Raw genomic sequence first — 17,799 nt, 5'->3', positions numbered from 1 at the left:
AGGGTCCCCTGGGATAAGCAGGGAACCGGTTTTGAAGGAGCCTGCGACGCGCAAAACCGAGTGAGTCGCTTATGCCGAATCTCGAGACCTGATGGAGTGAAAGTATACAGACAGATAGCAGAAGCCTTGATTCGGCAGGAGAGGTGGGACAACCGCTAGTGCTTTTTTGTTGTTCGTTGTTAGTGGTTCGTGGCTAGTAGGAAATGCGCGGCTTCCTATCCGACCAGGGTTCCCTGGGATAAGCAGCGAACCGGTTTTGAAGGAGCCTGCGACGCGCAAAACCGAGTGAGTCGCTTATGCCGAATCTCGAGACCTGATGGAGTGAAAGTATACAGACAGATAGCAGAAGCCTTGATTCGGCAGGAGAGGTGGGACAACCGCTAGTGCTTTTTTGTTGTTCGTTGTTAGTGGTTCGTGGCTCGTAGGGAATGAGCGGCTTCCTATCCGACCAGGGTTCCCTGGGATAAGCAGGGAACCGGTTTTGAAGGAGCCTGCGACGCGCAAAACCGAGTGAGTCGCTTATGCCGAATTTCGAGACCTGATGGAGTGAAAGTATCCAGACAGATAGCAGAAGCCTCGATTCGGCGGGATAGGTGGGACAACCGGCAGTGCTTTTTTGTTGTTCGTTGTTAGTGGTTCGTGGCTAGTAGGAAATGCGCGGCTTCCTATCCGACCAGGGTCCCCTGGGGTTTGTAGGGGCCGATCTTTAACCTCTCAGACCGCCTTTGGCGGTCAGCTCCCCTATAAAGGGAGCCTTTGGCGGCCCGCCTGTAATGTAATGTACACGCCATACATGACAGGCGATACAGGAAAACACGCACATATATCAAGCATACGTTATGCTCACATAGTCATAGCGGGCTTGCCACGTGCAAGCCCCTACGGTGCAGTCCTCAGGACTGCGGCTATCAAGCTAACTGCTAACAGCGAATGACGTTTTTTCTGTATAGCATTTTACGGAATTCCCACAACGGGACGCCTTGACAGGACATCCCCTACGATATCGCATACAGGCGATGTAAATGAATATCGGCCATCACGGTCCGGCGGACCGCCTGCTAACTGAGACCGGCGGCCTGCGAATGGCGTTTTCTTTGAACGCCATTCTACAGCAATTCGTATTTTTTGTTTTCTTGATATATCATCATGAATACCCGGTCGTTTTCATCAAACATGATGGTCAGGTAATAATCTGGATATACGAGGTCGGACAAGAGGTATTCGTTGCCGATGGCTTTGAGTTCGTACATGAATTTGAAGGCTGGGTACAGTTTTTTCAAAGCGTCGCTTTTTTTGTCGCCTATTTGCAAACCGTAGAAAGAATGAGGAACCTTGTCATCCGAACTGATGATGAGGTCTTTTTTTTGTTGACGGGTATAATATAAGTCCTGCCATACGGTCTCTTCCTGGGCCCCTGTCATGCCGGGAATCCATAACATTCCCAGGATTCCTGCTGCGATTAGCCAGTTTTTTTTCATAAAAACACCTCCGTTTTCAGCATAGGCTGGACGGAGGTGTTTTGTCAAGGTGGCAGTCAGCTATTTTGACAGGGATGCGTCTTGCATAGATATTTTTCGGGCAGTTGAACGATGATGATACCTAAGAGGATGCAGATAGCCCCGGCGAGTTGGATAGGCGTAAAGATTTCTCCTAAAAAGATAGCTCCCAGGACAGCTGCAATGAGCGGGTTCAGGGCGGTGAACAAGCCGGCTTTTTCGGCACTGGTATACTTCTGGGCAACGGGCTGGAAGGTAAAGCCAAAGACCGAACAGATGAAGACCAAGGCCAGGATGGCACCCCATGTCGTCGTATCTGTCGGCATGGCCGTCGTTTCAAATACCATCATTCCTAACGTGCTGTACACTGCCAGAAAACCCATCTGTACGATTCCCAGCAGCAACGGATCGTATTGCCGGGCTAGCCGGGCGGTCAGGCAAATCCAAGCCGCATAAAAGAGGGACCCTGCCAGGCAGATGGCTTCTCCCGGTGCCAGGCTGAAGGTGGAGCCTTGCAAGGTGAGGCAGGCGATGCCGACCAGGAGCAGTGCCGTCGCTGTCAGGACCTTTTTCTTCGGCCAATGACGGCTGATGATGGCCATTAAGATCAGCACCCAGACGGCGGATGTATTTTCCAGGAAGGCTGCTGTTGAAGAGGGAATGGTCGTCAAGCTGATGAGTTCACAGGCCATGCAGGCAAAGAGGAAGGTCCCTAAGAGGCCGGCAGCTTTCCATAATTGACGTGTCAGCTGGGGAAGGCGGCGATGAAAGAGCAGCAGCAGAATAACCGTCGTCAAAGCAAAGCGGATGGCCAGTAATTCTAATGGAGGAATCCCATTCAGACCAATTTTAGATAAAATATAGGAAATACTACGGGACGCAATGACAATGATGAGCAGTATTTCGGCATTTCTTTGTTTCATAAAAAAGTCCCTCCTTACTTTTTTCTTACTTTTATGATACGATAAAAGTAGTATGGAGAGAATAGCAAAATAATATATATAGTTTTGATAAAAAAGCAAAGGTGATATACATGAATACAGAAAAATGCAGGCTTCTGCTTCAGGTCATCCAGGCCGGAAGTTTTTCGGCAGCCGCAGAGCGGTTAGGCTATACTCCGTCTGGCGTCATGCGGTCTATTGCATCACTGGAAAAAGAAATCGGGTTTCCCCTGCTGGGGCGGACGGCGCAGGGCATTTATCTGACCCGCGAAGGACAGGCGATGCTGCCTTACTTGCGCCGCCTCATCCGCGATGAAGATGCCCTTTTGCAGTACAGTGCCCAGATTCGGGGATTAACGGCCGGGGATATTTACATTGGCTCTTATTTCAGCGTAGCCGCTAACTGGCTGCCACAGATCATACAGGCTTTTCAACAGGCCTATCCGGCAGTTCACGTCCATATTGAAGAGTGCGCTAATAAAGTGATGTACGATGGGTTGGAAGAAGGGCGCTTCGACTGCTGTATCACGACGTGGCGCCCTTTTTCCGGGGACTGGATTCCCTTATGTGAAGATGAAATGGTCATGTGGCTTCCGGAAAATCATCCCTTGGCACAAGCGGAGGCCTACCCGTTGAAGCAGTTATGTCATGAATCGTTCATCGAACCGCTGCCCCAGCAAGATACGGATGTCGTCCGGATTCTCAAGGAAGAACATATTTCTTATGAAACGCGGTATACGGCCATCGATAACTATACGACGTATCGTATGGTCGAAGCCGGATTGGGCGTCAGCATGAATAATCGCCTCATGACGGCACAGTGGCAGGGCCGCGTGGCCATCCTTCCCATGGATCCGCCCCATATGATTACTATTGGCATTGCTATTCCCAGTCGGGAGGGAGCGTCGCCGGCAGTCAAGAAATTCATCCACTACGTGCAACAGGGAATCAGTCAAATCCTTGCGCCTCGATAAATACGGGTGCCGGTCTGCCCGAGGATGCCTTCTTTGGCTTTCTGGAGCAGTGTAATTAGGGCCGTCCGGCCGGGACGGGATTCAGCGAATTTGACAGCTGCCTGGACTTTGGGCAGCATCGAGCCGGGGGCGAATTCTCCCTGGGCCATGTACTGCCGGGCTTGGTCGGTGGTCATTTCCGACAGCCACTGTTCGTTCGCCTGGCCGAAGTGGATGGCGACTTTTTCCACGGCTGTCAGGATGATGAGGTAGTCGGCATGGAGGTCTTCGGCTAACCGTTCGCTGGCAAAATCCTTGTCGATGACGGCACTGGCCCCTTTGAGGTGGTTGCCGTGGCGCATGACGGGGATGCCGCCGCCACCACAGGCGATGACCAGCTGGCCGGAATCGACGAGGGTCTGGATGGCCCCGATTTCGATGATTTCCTGGGGCAGCGGTGAAGCGACGACGCGGCGCCAGCCCCGGCCGGCATCTTCCTTGACGATATAGCCGTATTCTTTGGCGGCGTATTCCGCCTGTTCTTTAGTCATGAAATGGCCGATGGGCTTCGACGGATCCTTGAAGGCCGGGTCTTCCGGATCGACGCGGACCTGGGTGACCATGGTGGCAACGGGGATGTCGAAGATGTCGCGGTTGTACATTTCTTCGCGCAGGGCGTTCTGCAAGTCGTAGCCGATATAAGCCTGGCTCATGGCGACACAGACCGACAGCGGCGTGTTGGGCTGGTTCGGGTCTTCCCGGCTCAGGGCGGCCATGGCATGGTTGATCATACCGACCTGAGGGCCGTTGCCATGGGCGACGATGACTTCACAGCCTTCCTGGATGAGGTCGACGATGGCCTTGGCTGTCGTTTTAACGGCCATCATCTGTTCGGGGAGGGTATTTCCCAGGGCATTGCCGCCAAGGGCAATGACGATACGTTTCTTTTTCTCGGTCATAATACGTCTCCTGTTATTTCATTCTGCGCAGGATGCCCCGTTCTTCCAGGGCCTTCAGCGTCTGAGTCGGATCCTGGCATTTAGCCAGCATAATCATGGCAGCGATGACATAGGGTTTGTAGCTGGCTTCTTTATAGAGAGAATCGCGGTAGCGGTCGAACACGGAAGCTTCGACTTCGCCATCTTCACAGCTGACGCCGTTGATGTCGGCCGGAAGGCAGTGGAGGTACATGGCTTTGCCGTCTTTCGTCGTCTTCATCAATTCTTCCGTACAGCACCAGTCTTTGTGCTGGGCGTTCTGGGCCAGCAGTTCCTTTTCCAGGGCGTCGATACCAGCCTGGTCGCCAGCGGCATAGAGCTCGGTCCGCTTTTCCATGGCGGCAAAGGGTGCCCAGCTCTTGGGATAGACGACGTCGGCGTCTTTGAAAGCGTCGGCCATGTCGTGGGTGATGCGGAAGGAACCGCCCGATTTTTCAGCGTTCTTTTTGGCGACGTCGACGACGTCGGGCATGACTTCATAGCCTTCGGGATGAGCCAGGACGACGTCCATGCCCAGGCGGGTCATGAGGCCGATGACGCCTTGTGGGACCGAGAGGGGTTTGCCATAGGACGGGGAGTAAGCCCAGGTCATGGCGATTTTTTTGCCCTTCAGGTTTTCCAGGCCGCCCATTTCGTGGATGATGTGGGCGGCGTCGGCCATACACTGAGTCGGATGGTCGATATCGCACTGGAGGTTGACCAAGGTTGGTTTCTGTTCGAGGATGCCGTCTTTATAGCCCTGGGTGACGGAGTCGACGACTTCTTTCTGGTAGGCATGGCCTTTGCCGATGTACATGTCGTCGCGGATGCCGATGACGTCGGCCATGAAGGAAATCATGTTGGCCGTTTCCCGGACCGTTTCGCCGTGAGCAATCTGGCTCTTCTTTTCGTCCAGGTCCTGGACCTGCAGACCTAAGAGGTTGCAGGCCGAGGCGAAGGAGAAGCGGGTCCGCGTCGAGTTGTCGCGGAAAATGGAAATGCCTAAGCCGCTTTCAAAGATTTTCGTGGAAATGTTGTGTTCCCGCATGAAGCGGAGGGCATCGGCCAGGACCCAGATGGCTTCCAGTTCGTCATCGGTCTTGTCCCAAGTGAGGAAAAAGTCGTTTTCATACATATCTTTGAAGTTGAGGGCCTTTAATTTATCGATGTAGTCCTGTAAGGTTTTCATAAGTCAGTCTCCTTTTATATCTTGATTGATTATTTGTCGGTGTATACCGAAGGCAGTGCGGCGTAGACGGCGGCACAAGTGACGAGGTCCTGTTTCCACGTCTTTTCGTTCGGTGCATGGGCCTGGGCTTCTGCGCCGGGACCGAAGCCGATGACGGGGATACCGTTGCGGCCCATGATGGAAACGCCGTTGGTCGAGAAGGTCCATTTATCCGTCAAGGGGCGGGCTTTACGCATGGTTTCCGTTTCGGCAGCACCGATGCGGCTGTCGCCAAAGAGGGATGTATAGGCTTCTTCCAGGGCTTTCGTGACTTTATGGTCTTTCGGGATGAGCCACGTCGGGAAGTAACATTCGATGGGGTAGGTCAGGCCGGTGTAGCTCGGGCGGGCGTATTCGTACATGCTGACTTTGACATCGTCCCCGTATTTCTGGACACTCGGCAGGGCGCGGATTTCATCGAGGCAGCTCTGCCAGGTTTCACCGGCGGTCATGCGGCGGTCGAGAGAGACGGCACAGGAATCGGCGACGGCGCAGCGGCTCGGTGAGGTGTAGAAAATCTGGGAGCACGTGACCGTACCGCGGCCGAGGAAGTTGGCTTCTTCCCATTCGGGATTGTATTTCTTGTCGAGCATCTTGACCAGCCCTTTGATTCCTGTCGTGTCGGCTGCGTCGTTTTCGTTGAGGGCCCGTACGTCCTGGAGGATATCGGCCATCTTGTAAATGGCGTTGTCTCCGCGTTCGGGGGCACTGCCGTGGCAGGAAACGCCCTGGACGTCGATGCGGATTTCCATGCGTCCCCGCTGGCCGCGGTAGATGCCGCCGTCCGTCGGTTCTGTGGAGACGACGAATTCCGGACGGATCTTGTATTCGTTGATGATGTACTGCCAGCATAAGCCGTCGCAGTCTTCTTCCTGGACCGTACCCGTGACCAGGACGGTGTACTTATCGGACAAGAGGCCCAGGTCTTTCATGATGCGGGCGCCGTAGACGGCGGAGACGATGCCGCCGAGCTGGTCCGATGTGCCGCGGCCGCCGATTTCCGTTTCCGATTCAAAGCCTTCGTAGGGGTCGAATTTCCAGTTGGCCTTGTTGCCGATGCCAACGGTATCAATGTGGGCGTCGAAGCCGATGAGGGTCTTGCCGGTGCCCATGTAGCCCAGGACGTTGCCCATGGGGTCGATTTCTACCTTGTCAAAATCGAGTTTGCGCATTTCTTCGGCAATGCGGTCGATGTGCTCCTTTTCGCCGCAGCTTTCTCCGGGAAATTTGACGATGTCCCGGAGGAAGCGGGTCATATCCTGTTCATAGCCTTTGGCAGCTTCTTTGATTTTTTCGTACGGTACTGTCATGGAAATCACTCCTATATCTTATATAATGTTTTACTTATTTAAACCGCGCCAGACGATGTTCTTATAGCGTTCCGGATCCGTGTCGCCTTCTGTCGAGAAGACCAGAATCTGGGAACGATTGTCGAGGCCGAGTTCAGCGCGCAAATCCTTACATTCGTCGGATAACATGATGGTGGCTAAGGTGCCGAAGGGGACGGCGCCGGATTCACCGGAGACGATAGGGGCATCGCCTTTGAGGGGCGCTGCCAGCATACGCATCCCACGTACCGTGATGGGGTCATCGGCTGCGATGAAGGTCGTCACATGGTTCTTGAGGATATCCCAGGAAATGGTGTTCGGTTCACCACAGGCCAGGCCGGCCATGATGGTATTCAGGTCGCCGCCGACGATGCGGGGCTTGCCGTCACCGGCTGCGGCCCCTTTGTAGAGGCAGGCTGCGGCCGACGCTTCGACGACGATGAATTTCGGCGGATTGTCTTTATAGAGGTTGGTGAAGTACCCGACGACGGCACCAGCCAGGGAGCCGACACCGGCCTGGACGAAGATGTGCGTCGGTCGTGCAACGCCCTGGGCTTTCAGCTGTTCGCCGGCTTCCATGGCCATCGTGCCGTAGCCCTGCATGATCCACGACGGGATTTCTTCATAGCCGTCCCATGCCGTATCCTGGACCATGACACCGTGCGGCGTAGCGGCGGCTTCTTTGGCGGCCTGGCGGACGCAATCGTCGTAGTTGAGGTCGAGGATGTCGACGTCGGCGCCGAGCTTCTTGATGTTTTCCAGCCGCGTATGGGTCGTGCCTTTGGGCATGTGGACGACGGCCTTCTGGCCCAGCTTCTGGGCGGCCCAGGCGACGCCGCGGCCGTGGTTGCCGTCGGTAGCCGTGAAGAACGTGGCCTGGCCGAATTCCTGGCGGAGCTCGGCTGACGTCAGGACGTCATAAGGCATATCTGATACATCACGGTGCGTTTCTTTAGCGATGTACTTAGCCATAGAATAGGAACCGCCCAGGACTTTGAAGGCATTGAGGCCGAAGCGGTACGATTCGTCTTTGATAAAAATCGAACCGACGCCTAAGTAGCGGGCCATCTGCGTGAGCCGGGTCAGCGGCGTTTCACTGTATTGCGGAAAACTCTGATGGAATGCCCGGGCCTTGGCGACTTCGCTGAGGGACATAATCGGCAGATTTTTATCGTCTGATTTGGGCAGCTGGTTCATAGCCCATTTCATATCTTTCTTCATCATCCGTACCTCCTAAAGATAAACTGAAAAAAATATTTTAGTAAATCTAAAAGTTTTTGTATACTTAGAGTATAACATGACCTTGCAGATTTTCAATAGAAATGGACTAACAATTTGTTAGGCATCTACACTTTTTTTGCAATACCAGAAAGGGAACTGTTACATTTGGGCATAGAAAAAGAGGCTGTCGCATTAAGACAGCCTCTTTTCCTCACTCTTCTCCGCTATCGATGTAGCTGTACAGGGTGTATTTGGAGATGCCGAAGTGCTTGGATATTTTGTCACCGGCCTTGGTGATCAGCAGGGCCCCGCGGTCGTTGAGGAATTTGATGGCTTTGATCTTGTCTTCGCGGGTCATGAGGGGGACGGGCTTTCCGACCTGGCGCGTCGATTCTTCAATGAGTTCGTTCAAGAGGTCCGTGACATTCTGAGGAATCGGGCTGACCTGTTCTTCTTTGGAAGTCACCGAAATGAGCGGTTTGATGGCGTTTTCGACCATCATCAGTTCGGTGATGTCGTAGTTGATGGAAAAGATGCCGATGACTTTTTGCTTTTCATCGCGGATGTAAATGGTCGTCGATTTGAGGATGCGGCCGTCTTTGGTCTTGGTCAGGTAACTCGTATGGTCCTGGAGCTTGTCGGGATTGCTGTGCAGGGCATCGAGGACGGCCATGGACGGGCCATCGCCGACTTTGCGGTTGGTGACGTGGCCGTTTTCGATGGCGACGATGGAATTTTCTTTGTAATTATCGCTCAGGTCATGGATGACGATTTCACAGTTCGGGCCGAATTGGTCGGCCAGGCCTTTGGCTAAATGACGTAAAAAATTGAGTACAACATCATTTAACATAGGAGCACCCCTCTCTCATAAAACAACTATTATATCATATGCATATGGTCAAAACAGTTTATTAGCTCATCTGCTAAAAATTTTTTAGGTACTGTTAATATATCATATTTTCGGGATAAATCAACGGTTTTAAGGCAAAAAGAGGTATGTCGAAAAAACATCTTTCCATTCGGGTTATAACAAAAAGATGATAAAAAATTTTTAGACTTAAAAAAAATTGACGGGCAAGTCGGAAGAAGGTACTATTAATATAGATACGAAAATGGCAAAAACATCATGAATAAAACGCAAAATACATAACAGATTCTGTTTTACACATATATTAGAAGGAGGTAATTCATATGTTAATCATCGGAAATGGCCACGTCGTTACTCGCGACGCAAAGAATCAATATTTTCCTGATGGAGCCGTAGCCATAGATGGTACAAAAATCTGCCGCGTCGGCCAGACGGCGGACATCCGCCAGGCCTATCCGGAAGCTGCCTTTATCGATGCTAAGGGCGGCGTCATCATGCCGGCTTTCATCAATGTCCATGAACATATTTACAGCGCCATGGCCCGGGGCATGAATATCGACGGCTATGCGCCCAAGGGCTTCCTGGACATCCTCGACGGCCTGTGGTGGAACATCGACCGTCACTTGACCAACGACTTGACTTATTTGAGCGCCATGGAAACGTATGTCGAATGTATCAAGAACGGCGTGACGACGGTCTTCGACCATCATGCCAGCTTTGGCGAAATCAAGGACAGCCTCTTTGCCATCGGCCAGGCGGCCCAGGAACTGGGCGTCCGTTCCTGCCTCTGTTATGAAGTTTCCGACCGCGACGGCAAGGACAAAGCCCGTCAGGCGGTCCTGGAAAACGAAGCCTGGATCCGCCATGCTCAGGCCGACACGACGGACATGATCGCCGGCATGATGGGCATGCATGCCCAGTTCACCATCAGCGACGAAACAATGGCCCTGGCAGCTGAACACAAACCGGACGGCGTAGGCTACCACATCCACGTCGCCGAAGGCATCGAAGACTTGCAGGATTGCCTGAAGAAATACAGCAAACGCATCATCGACCGCCTTTATGACTGGAACATCTTAGGAGCGAAGACGCTGCTCGGCCACTGCATCCACGTCAATCCCCATGAAATGGACCTCATCAAGGCGACGGATACGATGGTCGTCCACAATCCGGAATCGAACATGGGCAATGCCTGTGGCTGCCCGCCGACGATGGACATGGTCCACCGCGGTATCCTGACCGGCTTGGGGACCGATGGCTATACTCACGATATGATTGAGTCCTACAAGGTCGCCAACATCCTGCACAAGCATTATCTCTGCGACGCTACGGCCGCCTGGGCCGAAGTACCGCAGATGCTGTTCTATAATAATGCGGCCATGGCCAACCGCTATTTCAAGACGCCTTTAGGCGTACTGGAAGAAGGGGCCGCAGCCGACGTCATCGTCATGGATTACATCGCCCCGACGCCGATGAATGAAGAAAACATCAATGGCCATATCTTGTTCGGCATGAACGGCCACGACGTCGTCACGACTATTGCCAACGGCAAAGTCCTCATGGAAAACCGCCAGCTCACCGGCGTCGATGAAGAAGCCCTGATGGCCAAGATCCGCGAAGGCGCAGCGACCCTGGCCGGCCGTATTAATGGATATTTATAAGGAGGAATCTATCATGAGTGATCGCATGACATCCATTCCCTTTGGAAAATTAATGAACTGGGTCCTGACCGAAGCGCCGTCGGGGACGATTTTTGGCGTCCACCATCGCCTACAGGCCGACCCGGACCGGACGTATACTATCTTTGGCAGACCGCTGGAAATGCCTTTTGGCCCGGCTGCCGGTCCCCATACCCAGCTGGCCCAGAATATCGCCGCCGGCTATGCCGCAGGTGCACGTTTCTTTGAATTGAAGACGGTCCAGCAGCTCGATGGCGAAGACCTGCCCGTTCCCAAGCCCTGTATCAAGGCCGATGATGAATGTTACAACGTCGAATGGTCGACGGAACTGACTGTCCCCAAGGCTTTGGAAGAATATATCAAGGCCTGGTTCCTGGTCCACGTTATGGCCGTCGAATATGGTTTAGGGAGTCCGGACGGGATGCAGTTCAACATGTCTGTCGGCTACGACCTGGCAGGGATACAGACGGCGAAAATCGATTCGTTCATCGAAAACCTGAAAGATGCATCCCATACGGCGGTCTTTGCTGACTGTAAAGCCTGGCTCCTGGCTCATCTGGACCGGTTCCAGAAACTCCGCCGCGAAGACGTCGAAGCCATTCCGGCAGAAATCTGCAATTCTGTCACGGTCTCGACCATGCACGGCTGTCCGCCTGATGAAATCGAACGGATCGCCCGTTATTTACTGAAAGAAAAACACCTCAATACCTTCGTCAAGTGCAACCCGACCTTACTGGGTTATGACTTTGTCCGGAAATGCATGGATGACCTGGGCTATGGCCATATGGTCTTCGATGACAGCCATTTCAAGGCTGATTTGCAGTACAGCGATGCTGTACCCATGCTCAAGCGCCTGCAGGAAGCGGCCCAGGGCGAAGGCCTGTTGTTCGGTGTCAAACTGACCAATACCTTCCCTGTCGACATTACGCGTCATGAATTGCCGGGGACGGAAATGTATATGTCCGGCAAGCCCCTTTTCTTCCTGTCCATGAATGTAGCCAAGAAACTGAGCGAAGCCTTTGACGGCAGCCTGCGCATTTCTTACAGCGGTGGGGCTGATGCCCACAATATCGACGATATCGTCCGGGCCGGCATCTGGCCGGTCACAGTGGCGACGACGCTGCTCAAGCCCGGCGGTTATGAACGCTTTGCCCAGCTGGCACAGTGTTTTGAAGGCCAGCGTGGACAGGCGTTTACTCGTGTAAACGTGACGGCTCTGGATGCGTTGCTGGCCAAGGCCCAGGGCGATGCCCATTATGCCCGTCTGGATCCGAAGGCCCAGCAACGCAAGAACGACCAGGCCCTGCCCATGATGGACTGCTTCATGGCACCGTGCAGCCAGACCTGTCCCATCCATCAGGACATTCCGGCCTATATGGACCTCGTCGCCGCCGGGAAATATGACCAGGCCCTGCAGATTATCCTGGAAAAGAACCCGCTGCCCTTTACGACGGGGATCGTCTGCTATCATACCTGCATGAACAGCTGTACGCGCAATTTCTGTGATGCCCCTGTCGCCATCCGGCGCAATAAGCGGATAGCTGCTGAAAAAGGCTATGCCAGCGTCATGACGACCTTGCAGGCCACGCCGTCCAATGGGAAAAAAGCCGCTGTCATCGGTGCCGGTCCGGCCGGTCTGTCGGCCGCTTATTTCCTGGCCCGCGGCGGTCTGGATGTCACCGTCTTCGATAAGAATGATGAGCCTGGCGGCCTGGTGCGGACCTTCTTATGTGAAAAGAAAGGGCAGATTTCACCGGAAGCTATCGACCGGGATGTGGCCCTCATCGAAAAGATGGGCGTCCATCTCGTCGTCGGCAAGACCATTGCCTCGCTTAACGAATTGCAGGGCTATGATGTCATCCTGGCGGCCTGCGGCGTCAAAGGGAAAATCGGCGATACCCTGGCTGGTGACCTGGAAGGCCTGACCATCATCGGCGACGGCCATTACGGCAAGACGACGTCCGTCGTCGAATGTATTGCCGACGGCAAGCGGGCTGCCGAAGCCATTTTGGGCCAGACGGCCAGTGTCGATACCCTGATTCCGGCTGATGTAAACGACGTTTACCTGCGGCGGGGCATCTTGGCAACCGCGCCGGAAACGGGTTGTGACGACCGCTGCCTCCACTGCGACAGCGTCTGCGGGATCTGTACCGAAGTCTGTCCCAACCGGGCTAACGTGGCTATCGCCGTGCCTGGCCATAGGCAGGCCCAGATCCTCCATATCGACTACATGTGCAATGAATGTGGCAACTGCCGGACCTTCTGTCCTTGGGGCGGTGCGCCGTATAAAGATAAATTTACCCTCTTTGCCAATGAAGACGATTTAAATCACAGCGATAATCCGGGCTTTGCCGTTCTTGACAAGGCCAGCGGCTTCTGCAAAGTCCGCCTGGATGGAGAAATCCGGACGACGACCTTAGGGACTGCCGACGAAGCCCTCCCGGAAGAACTGCGAAACTTCATGGAAACGGTCTGCCGCGATTACGATTACCTGTTGAGTGAATAGAAAGAAGGGCATCCTATGGATTACGTCATCAAACATGGGACGGTCTGCCTGGAAGGTGAACACTTCCGGGCCGACGTCACCATCCGGGATGGGCGGATCCAGGCCTTGGGCCAAGCCGTCCACAGCGGTCATGAACAGGTCATCGACGCCGAGGGACTCTATGTCTGCCCCGGCGGCATCGACGCCCATACCCATATGGACCTGCAGCAGTCACCGCGGTATCGCGCTTGCGATGACTTTTACAGCGGCGGCGTGGCGGCGGCCTGCGGTGGAACGACGACCATCCTGGACCACATGGCCTTTGGCCCGGCCGGCTGTTCCTTGCGCTATCCCTTTGAACAGTACCGGAAATTGGCCGCTCCCTGTCCGGTCGACTATAGCTTCCATGGCGTCATCCAGCACGTCGATGACCAGGTCCTGCAGGAATTGGGTCAGCTCATCGACGAAGGCTTTCCCAGTTTCAAAGCCTATACGACGTATGGCTATCCTGTCGGGGAAAAAGAACTGATGCAGCTCCTGCCGGTCATCAAGGAACATGGCGGCCTGCTCGCAGTCCATGCTGAAAGCGACGGCATTACCAACGTCCTGCGGGATTCCCTGGGGCCACAGGACCTCGAGCCCATCGGCCAGGCGAAGACGCGCCCCAATGTGGCCGAATCCTCGGCCGTTGCCAATATCCTGGCCGCAGCCCGGGCTTGCGGTGATGCGCCGGTCTATATCGTCCACACGTCGGCTCATGAGAGCCTGGAGCAGCTGCGCCTGGCCCGTCGCCAGGGCCAGCGTCATATTTACAGTGAAACGTGTCCGCAATACTTATTGCTGACAGAAGATAAATTCCGCCACGGCGGCCCCTTGGAAGGTATTAAATACATGCTGGCGCCGCCGCTGCGGAAAACGGAAGACAACCGGGCCTTGTGGCAGGCCCTGGCCGATGGGACTATCCAGACCGTAGCGACGGACCACTGTCCCTTCACGATAGCAGAAAAACAGGAGAACGTCAGCGATTTCCGGAATTGCCCCGGCGGTATATCCGGCGTCGAAGAACGGATGCCCCTGCTGTTCAGTGAAGGCGTCCTGAAAGGGCGGCTCACGCTGGAACGCTTCGTCCAGGTGACCAGTGCCAATGTGGCCAGGATGTTTGGCCTCTACCCGCGCAAAGGGACGCTGCTGCCCGGCAGCGATGCCGACATCGTCCTCATCGACCCGGCAGGGAAGCGGACTTTTGCTAAGGAAAACCTGCACACGACCTGCGGCTATTCGCCCTATGAAGGCATGACGGTCCAGGCGGAAATCCGACTGACCCTGCTTCGCGGTGAAATCATCGCCCAAGACAATCAATTCTGTGGAAAACGCGGCTATGGAACTTTGTTGCATCGGTCCGCGATGAAAGATAATCTTGATCATTAGGAAGGTGGCATTATGAGTGAAATATGTAAACTATGGGTAAACGGCCATGAAATAGAAGCCGATGGAGAGCGCAAGCTCATCGACGTCCTGCGCAACGACCTGCGCCTGAAATCCGTCAAGGATGGTTGTAGTGAAGGGGCTTGCGGGACTTGTACCGTCGTCATCGATGGCAAGGCGGCCAAGACCTGTGTCCAAAAGGTCAGCCGCATGGCCGGTAAACACGTGTTGACCGTCGAAGGGCTGTCACAGCGGGAAAAAGACGTCTTCGTCTACGCCTTTGGCGAAGCTGGGGCCGTCCAGTGCGGCTTCTGCATCCCCGGCATGGTCATGTGCGGCAAGGCCCTCATCGACGCCAACCCGGCGCCATCGCGGCTGGAAATCGCCGCGGCCATCCGCAATAATATCTGCCGCTGTACGGGTTATAAGAAAATCATCGACGCCATCGCCATGGCCGCCGAGTGGCTGCGCACGGACCAGCCTCTTCCCGTCCGCGGCGGCTACCGCGGCGTCGGCGATCCCTGTCAGCGCGTCAACGTCAAGGCCAAAGTCCTGGGCATTGGCAAATATACGGATGACCTGGATACCGTGGACCTGCCCGGCATGTGTTATGGCAGTGCCATCCGCAGTGCCTATCCGCGGGCTGTCGTCAAAGCCATCCATACGGAAAAGGCCAAGGCCCTGCCCGGCGTCGTCTGTGTCTTGACGGCAGACGACATCCCCGGTTCCGTCAAAGTCGGTCATTTGAAGACAGACTGGGATACGCTTATTCCCGTCGGCTCGACGACGCACTTCCTGGGTGACGCCATCGCCCTGGTCGCCGCAGAAACGCCGGAAATCCTGGCACAGGCCAAGAAGCTCGTCGACATCGAATATGAAGAACTGCCGGCTCTGACCTGTGCGGCTGACGCTTTGAAAGAAGGGGCTCCGCTGGTCCACCCGTCGGCCGGTACGAACGTCCTGGCCCATGAACACCTGGTCCGTGGCGACGCCGATGCCGTCATTGCCGCCTCGAAGTATAAGGTGACGAACCACTTTGAAACGCCGTGGACGGAACACGCTTTCCTGGAACCGGAATGTGCTGTCGCCATGCCTTTTGATGATGGCGTCTTCGTCTACTCGTCAGACCAGGGCATTTACGATACGCGTCGGGAAACGGCGCTCATGCTGGGATTGCCGGAAGAAAAAGTCATTGTCGAGAACTGCTTTGTCGGCGGCGGCTTCGGCGGTCGGGAAGACGTGACAGTCCAGCATTTGGCTGCTCTCGTTGCCTATGTATGTAAACGGATATGTAAAGTGAAGTTGACACGTCAGGAAAGCATCCTCATCCATCCCAAACGTCATCAGTTCAGCATGGACATGACGACAGCTTGCGATGAAAATGGGAAGCTGACGGCTATGAAGCTCGTCGCCGTCACCGATAATGGCGCCTATGCCTCTTTGGGCGGCCCTGTCCTCCAGCGTGCCTGTACTCATGCTGCCGGTCCTTATAATTATCAGACTATCGACATCGACGGGACGGCTGTCTATACCAACAATCCGCCAGCCGGTGCTTTCCGCGGCTTTGGCGTCACCCAGACCATTTTTGCTACGGAATTAAACTTAAATAAACTGGCTGAACTGGTCGGTATCGACCCGTGGGAAATCCGCTATCGCAATGCCATCCGGCCCGGTGACGTCCTGCCCAATGGCCAGATTGCCGACCCGTCGACGGGCTTGGCGGAAACGCTGGATGCCGTTAAAGACGTGTACTATCACAGCGGACCGTATGTCGGTATTGCCTGTGCTTTGAAGAACTCCGGCGTCGGCGTCGGCCTGCCTGACTATGGCCGCTGCCGCCTGGTCGTCAAAGACGATAGGGTCCACATTTACTCGTCGGCTTCCTGCATCGGCCAGGGCGTTGGCACGGTCCTGGTCCAGATGGTATCCCAGGCGGCGGGACTCCCCATTGAAGATATCAAGTGGCACATGCCCAATACGGCGACATCGCCCGATGCGGGAACGACGTCGGGATCGCGGCAGACGACACTGACCGGCGAAGCCGCCCGACGGGCCGCCGTACAGCTGCGGCGCGACCTCTTTGCCGCCAAGGGCCTGCCTTACGAAGAGACGAGCCATGCCAGCGACTACCTGGAAGGCGTAATGGTAGAAAAAGAATCGCCGGCCACAGCAGCGGTCCGTTTCAACCATAGCGACTTAGATGTCCTTAACGGCCGGGAATATCTCGGCGAATACCTGGGCAAGACCGACAAGATGGGCGCAGACGTCCCTCATCCCGTATCACACGTCGCCTATGGCTATGCCACCCACGTCTGCATCCTCAACGAAGACGGGACCATCCGCAAGATGGTCGCCGCCCACGACGTCGGCCGCATCGTCAACCGCAAGAGCCTGGAAGGGCAGATTGAGGGCGGCACCGTCATGGGCTGCGGCTACGCCTTGACGGAACAATATCCATTGGATCACTGCAAACCGATGGCGAAATTCGGGACCCTGGGTCTGTTCCGGGCCGATAAAGCGCCGGACGTCGAAGCTATCCCCATCGAAAAAGAAGGTGTCGATGTAGCCTATGGAGCTATCGGCGTCGGCGAAATCACATCCATCCCGACGGCACCGGCCGTAGCCGGAGCCTATTACAAATGGAACGGCCAGTTCCAGACAACATTGCCCTTAGAAGGGACACCGTATAGCCGGAAGAAAAGGAAATAAAAGTTTGTAGTACAGAGTTTGTAGAAGAGGGCTTTAAATTTGAAGCCGCCTGCTAGCCACTAACCACTTAAAAGAGGCTGTCTTAATGCGACAGCCTCTTTTTATATCCCTTTTGCGACACAATAAGTTGTATTATAATAATAGCTATAGACAAAATATAAACATAATATGACAATAAAATGCAAAAGGACGTGTAAGAAATGAACAAGGTATTTAAGGTCATTTGGAGCAAAGCGAAATCTGCGTGGATTGTCGTATCGGAATTAGCAAAAAATCATGACGCCAAAGGTGGCATCCATGATGGACGGAAGAGATATGCTTGGCTGACGCGGGCTGTCATGCTGGCACTGGTGCTGGGGAGTACAGCAATAGTTCCTGCGTATGCGGCTGCTGGGGACAAAGTCCAGTATGGTAGTGTAGGACCTCCCTCATATATACATTACCTAACTCTTTCTGGTATAATAGGCATATAGACATAGTCACCAGCAT

General features: G+C 54.6%; 13 protein-coding genes. 6 read left to right on the top strand and 7 right to left on the bottom strand.

Annotated features, from left to right (window positions below; all coding sequences use genetic code 11):
- Positions 1 to 1,106 precede the first annotated feature (1,106 nt).
- Positions 1,107 to 1,478 (bottom strand): hypothetical protein, encoded by a 372-nt coding sequence (locus ACE418_RS12885; RefSeq protein WP_416450982.1) that lies wholly within the window; start codon positions 1,476 to 1,478, stop codon positions 1,107 to 1,109.
- Between the two features lie 56 nt (positions 1,479 to 1,534).
- A complete protein-coding gene (locus ACE418_RS12880; protein ID WP_416450981.1) occupies positions 1,535 to 2,419 on the bottom strand; it encodes a DMT family transporter in 885 nt (294 codons plus the stop codon).
- A gap of 110 nt (positions 2,420 to 2,529) precedes the next feature.
- Here ACE418_RS12880 and ACE418_RS12875 point away from each other — a divergent pair, with 110 nt between their 5' ends.
- Positions 2,530 to 3,411, top strand: coding sequence for a LysR family transcriptional regulator (locus ACE418_RS12875; protein WP_416450980.1), 882 nt, complete (start codon positions 2,530 to 2,532; stop codon positions 3,409 to 3,411).
- Here ACE418_RS12875 and arcC read toward each other — a convergent pair.
- From arcC to ACE418_RS12850, 5 genes are all read right to left on the bottom strand, one after another.
- Positions 3,390 to 4,349, bottom strand: coding sequence for a carbamate kinase (arcC, locus tag ACE418_RS12870; protein ID WP_416450979.1), 960 nt, complete (start codon positions 4,347 to 4,349; stop codon positions 3,390 to 3,392). The genes ACE418_RS12875 and arcC overlap by 22 nt on opposite strands.
- Before the next feature lie 13 nt (positions 4,350 to 4,362).
- Complete coding sequence (gene ygeW / locus ACE418_RS12865; protein ID WP_416450978.1) at positions 4,363 to 5,556, bottom strand: knotted carbamoyltransferase YgeW; 1,194 nt, start codon at positions 5,554 to 5,556, stop codon at positions 4,363 to 4,365.
- Positions 5,557 to 5,585: 29 nt separating this feature from the next.
- Entirely contained in the window at positions 5,586 to 6,905 is a 1,320-nt protein-coding gene (locus tag ACE418_RS12860) for a YgeY family selenium metabolism-linked hydrolase (protein WP_416450977.1), read from the bottom strand.
- Positions 6,906 to 6,935: 30 nt separating this feature from the next.
- Positions 6,936 to 8,144: a diaminopropionate ammonia-lyase gene (gene dpaL / locus ACE418_RS12855; RefSeq protein ID WP_416450983.1), complete on the bottom strand. Its 1,209-nt coding sequence runs from the start codon at positions 8,142 to 8,144 to the stop codon at positions 6,936 to 6,938.
- Positions 8,145 to 8,355: 211 nt separating this feature from the next.
- Entirely contained in the window at positions 8,356 to 8,994 is a 639-nt protein-coding gene (locus ACE418_RS12850) for a helix-turn-helix transcriptional regulator (protein ID WP_416450976.1), read from the bottom strand.
- 341 nt (positions 8,995 to 9,335) lie between these two features.
- Here ACE418_RS12850 and ssnA point away from each other — a divergent pair, with 341 nt between their 5' ends.
- From ssnA to ACE418_RS12825, 5 genes are all read left to right on the top strand, one after another.
- Positions 9,336 to 10,673, top strand: a complete 1,338-nt coding sequence (gene ssnA / locus ACE418_RS12845; protein WP_416450975.1) for a putative aminohydrolase SsnA — start codon at positions 9,336 to 9,338, stop codon at positions 10,671 to 10,673.
- Positions 10,674 to 10,686: 13 nt separating this feature from the next.
- Positions 10,687 to 13,197 (top strand): putative selenate reductase subunit YgfK, encoded by a 2,511-nt coding sequence (gene ygfK, locus ACE418_RS12840; RefSeq protein ID WP_416450974.1) that lies wholly within the window; start codon positions 10,687 to 10,689, stop codon positions 13,195 to 13,197.
- A gap of 15 nt (positions 13,198 to 13,212) precedes the next feature.
- Positions 13,213 to 14,604, top strand: a complete 1,392-nt coding sequence (hydA, locus tag ACE418_RS12835; protein ID WP_416450973.1) for a dihydropyrimidinase — start codon at positions 13,213 to 13,215, stop codon at positions 14,602 to 14,604.
- A gap of 12 nt (positions 14,605 to 14,616) precedes the next feature.
- Positions 14,617 to 17,310, top strand: a complete 2,694-nt coding sequence (xdh, locus tag ACE418_RS12830) for a selenium-dependent xanthine dehydrogenase (RefSeq protein WP_416450972.1) — start codon at positions 14,617 to 14,619, stop codon at positions 17,308 to 17,310.
- 200 nt (positions 17,311 to 17,510) lie between these two features.
- Positions 17,511 to 17,783 carry an ESPR domain-containing protein gene (locus tag ACE418_RS12825; RefSeq protein WP_416450971.1) on the top strand — a complete coding sequence of 91 codons (273 nt, stop codon included), beginning with the start codon at positions 17,511 to 17,513 and terminating at the stop codon, positions 17,781 to 17,783.
- Positions 17,784 to 17,799: the final 16 nt, after the last annotated feature.

It is taken from the genome of Megasphaera jansseni, assembly GCF_047974155.1.
In the GTDB taxonomy this organism is placed as follows: Bacteria; Bacillota; Negativicutes; order Veillonellales; family Megasphaeraceae; genus Megasphaera.
This window is presented reverse-complemented; position numbering and strand designations above follow the sequence as displayed.